This window comes from uncultured Cytophaga sp. (assembly GCF_937863595.1).
Classification (GTDB): domain Bacteria; phylum Bacteroidota; class Bacteroidia; order Cytophagales; family Cytophagaceae; genus Cytophaga.
This window is the reverse complement of sequence record NZ_CALMGQ010000143.1, coordinates 1-4,152: the sequence shown is the minus strand read 5'-3', so window position 1 is coordinate 4,152 and position 4,152 is coordinate 1. Positions and strand designations below refer to the sequence as shown.

At 36.8% G+C, this 4,152-nt stretch carries 2 protein-coding genes; both read left to right on the top strand.

Annotated features, from left to right (window positions below):
* A partial coding sequence (locus Q0543_RS12320) for a response regulator (RefSeq protein ID WP_299253406.1) occupies positions 1 to 1,070 on the top strand: 1,070 nt, incomplete at its 5' end.
* A gap of 144 nt (positions 1,071 to 1,214) precedes the next feature.
* The coding region (locus Q0543_RS12315) for a glycosyl hydrolase (RefSeq protein WP_299253403.1) at positions 1,215 to 4,152 on the top strand (2,938 nt) is incomplete at its 3' end.

The following is a 4,152-nucleotide window of genomic DNA, read 5'->3' as shown; positions in this document are numbered from 1 at the left end:
TTTTAAAAGGAAATCAATGTGGGATACGCATTACGGATTTTGGAAATGGTTTTGATCACATATCGGTTAATAAATTAATACGTGGTGAGGGGTTTAAAGGTATGAAGTCAGTAGACTTAAAAGAAGGCGCAGGTTTGGGAATGACCATTTGTTATGATATGATTAAACGATTGGGTGGAATGATAGAAGCAGCTTCTTTACCCGATACTGGAGGAACGTTTTTTGTTTACTTACCCCTTGCAGAAGAAATTCAAATTATTTCGCAAAATATACTTCCATTAGAACAACTCAATCATGAAGAGGAGACTATTAAACCTGTAATCACTAAGGATAAGAAAATTTTATTGGTTGATGATGACGATGAGATCCGTTGGGCATTGGAAAAATCTCTAGGGAATTACTTAGATATATTTGAAGCGCGTAATGCTGAAGATGCATTGGTTTGGTTGGAAGACAATACACCCGATTTAGCCTTAATAGATATACAAATGGGTGCAATGTCGGGATTAGATCTATGTAAGCATATTAAGCAATCTAAAAATACTGCCCATGTGCCTTGCATGATTATATCTGGGGAAACTGGGCCCAATATACGTACTGATGTATTTAATGCTGGCGCAGATGCATTTTTGCCCAAACCATTTACAGCTGATGAAGTTCTTGTTCAGATAAATACCTATTTTGAAAATCAAGACAAACAATTAAAACGATTTTTTTCAGAAAATGTACCAGTTGATGAATTAACAAGTAATGAAATCAATAAAGAATTTTTAAAGCGTTTGATTGAAGTGATTGAAAAAAATCTTTCATCCTCAGATTTAAGCGTAGATTTTTTGGCCACAGAAATAGGTATGAGTAAATCTACCTTATATAGAAACCTTAAAAGTATTACAGGTGAATCAGCGAATGGCTTTATTAAGAACATTCGATTACGTCGAAGCTTAATTTTGTTAAAAGAAGGGAAGCTTAATATTTCTGAAATTGCCACAGATGTTGGTTTTAATAGTGCATCTTATTTTACTACCACGTTTAAAAAACATTTTGGCTTTAGTCCAAATGAATTAAAATAATCCATATATTGAATTTGTGTGTATGTATTAATATTGATTATTAGGTTGTTATGTGCTTGACTGATTTTTAAAAGTCTTTGATTGATTTTTTAAACTGCACCAGATAATTCAATTATATCTTTGAATAGTTAAAAATTTAAAGGTATGAAAAGATTTTACTCAAAAGTTCGAAGCAGTATTTTTAGTGCAATTTCAGTAGTAGTGTTACTATTAATTATCTCATTTGGATCTGCTGCACAAAAATATCTACCACCTCCAGGAAAGACCTTATTAATAATTGGTCAAGATTTAGCATCTGTTTCCGATTATCAAAATGTTACTTCATTGCCAGCTTTGGGAGGGGTAACTTCGTATGCAAGTTTATATGATGTTGCAAATCCACTAGCATATTATCCATACGGAGGTTTGGGCGAAAAATTAGATGGTACAGTTGCTCCAGATATAAATTGGGGTGCTGGTCCCTTAAATACACACAATGCAGCATATGGTTTTTCAAATGCAACCTTGGCATTGGGCTTATACATGACGGAGGATTTTTTTCCGGGTGGCTTAACACAAATTGCAAACGGAACATACGATACTGAAATCAATCGCTTAGCAACTTTTTTAGCAGCTACAAATAAGCCTGTTTTTTTACGAATTGGATACGAGTTTGATGGTAATTGGAACACGGGATATAGTAATACCACCAATTATAAAAATGCATACAAACACATCGTTGATTTAATCCGAGCCAAAGGAACGAATACCATGATGGTTTGGCAGGCATGTACATCTCCAGTAGATGATATTATTGAAAATACGCACGAAAATATTTCGGATTGGTACCCAGGCGATAACTATGTAGACTACATGGGTTATTCTTGGTTTTTGAATACGCCACTCCAATTTTCGTTGACAGATGAAGTAATTGCATTGGCACGTGCTAAAGGTAAGCCTGTAATGGCATGCGAATCTACGCCACAAGGGTATGATTTGAAAAACGGTACCTACAGATACATCAATACTATGTTAGGTGGAGCACCAGGTACAAATCCTGTTTCTAAAACACCAAATCAGATTTGGGATGAATGGTTTAAGCCTTATTTTAAATACATACATGATAACAGTGATGTTATTAAAGTAGTCGCATATATCAATGCCAATTGGGATGCACAGGCTAAATGGGCATCGCCCTATCCAGAAGGCTATTGGGGAGATAGTAGAATTCAAGCGAATGCGACCATTCAACAAAAATGGATCGATGAAGTGAGCACATCATTTTGGTTGAATGGTTCTTCTTCTTTATTTAATACACTTTTAAATACGGGTACTACAGGAAATACAGCACCAATCGTAACGTTTACAAGTCCTACTTCAACAGCTCTTACTAAGGGATCTTCTTTATTGGTAAAGGTTACCGCAACAGATGACGATGTGGTAACAGGTGTAACCTTATCTTTAAATGGATCCGTATTACGTAAAATAACTACAGCTCCCTACACATGGGGCGTAAATGCTGTAACTGATCCAAGTTTATTTAATCTTGCTGTTGGTACATATATCTTAAAAGTTGAAGCAACTGATCAAAACAGTCATACGTCTACAGCTACTTATACGGTCAGCGTTACAGACCCAACTGCACCGCCAGTTATTGGGTCTGATTTTGCACCTGAAGTTGGTAAGACCTTAGTCTTAATCGGACAAACATACCGTGCAGAATACGATCATTATGTAAATGCTACAAACAAAGCACCAGCAGGTTCTTCCCATTATGCACAATTGTACAACGGTAAAATTGATCAGGGAGATGATGGAAACAATGAAGCATTTTTAAAATATATAAATACCTCTTATCCCTTAGCATATGCCGAGTTGGCAATTAGTATTAAGGATAATCCCGCAATGGGAGGCTATACAGGTGAGAACGCTGTATGGAAGGCTTGTAAAGATATTCCAACGGGAAAATGGGATGCGCAAATTGATATGATTGCTGCTTCTATAAAAGCGAAGCCTACGGTTAAATTTTTAGTACGAATTGGGTATGAAGTGAACTTAAATATGTTCGCCAACAAAACAACAACTCCTTTTATAGACATCTTAAATAAATATACAGCACTTGGAATTAATCCACTTGAAAAGGCAGATCAAATACCTGAGTTCGATTTGCAAGCGTACAAAGATGCGTATAATTATATCGCACAACGTATCCGTACGACAAACAAGGTTACCAATGCGGCATTTATTTTTCATCCAGTACGGGGTATCAACGATGCAAAGATGCTGTATCCAGGAGATGCAAATGTGGATTGGTTTGGTTTGTCTATTTTTAACCACGACATCTGTTGGCCAACATGGGAGGGAAATCCTCCGCCATTCAGAAATTGTCCAGAAACACAAGCGATGGATGATAATGTAAGACAATGTATGGAATGGGCTAAGAATACTATTAAGAAACCCATCATCATAGCAGAATCAGCTTCGCAATCGGATGTTGTTCACCAAGGAACAGCAGCGTTTCAAAATGGATATTTGGATAAAGTATTTAATCTCATCAAAACGTATGATATCAAAGCCTTTGTTTATATAAATAGTGACTGGACTTCGCACGGTTGGAGTTCTCAATGGGGTGATTCACGTGTAGAAAAAGATCCAGCAGTTTTAAGTCATTGGTTGGCTGAAGTATTAAAACCACGATACATTCATTACCCACAAACAGTTCCTACAAAAGATTGTGCAGGAGTTGCAAACGGTGCAGCGAAACTTGATGCATGTTTAACATGTGTTGGAGGAACAACGGGTAAAGTAACGCTTGATACGGACAACGATGGTACAGCAGATTGTGTAGATACCGATGATGATAACGATGGTGTATTGGATGCAGACGACTGCGCACCATTGGATAAAAATATTAAAGGTAAAACGATGTGGTATGCAGATACGGACGGCGATGGCTTTGGTGATCCTGCAGTAACACAGCTTGCATGTACAAAACCAACAGGCTATGTAGCAGATAAAACAGATGCTTGTCCGACGGATCCAAATAAGAAAGTAGCAGGCAACTGTGGTTGCAATAAAATAGAAAGTTCATGTTTGGATTGTG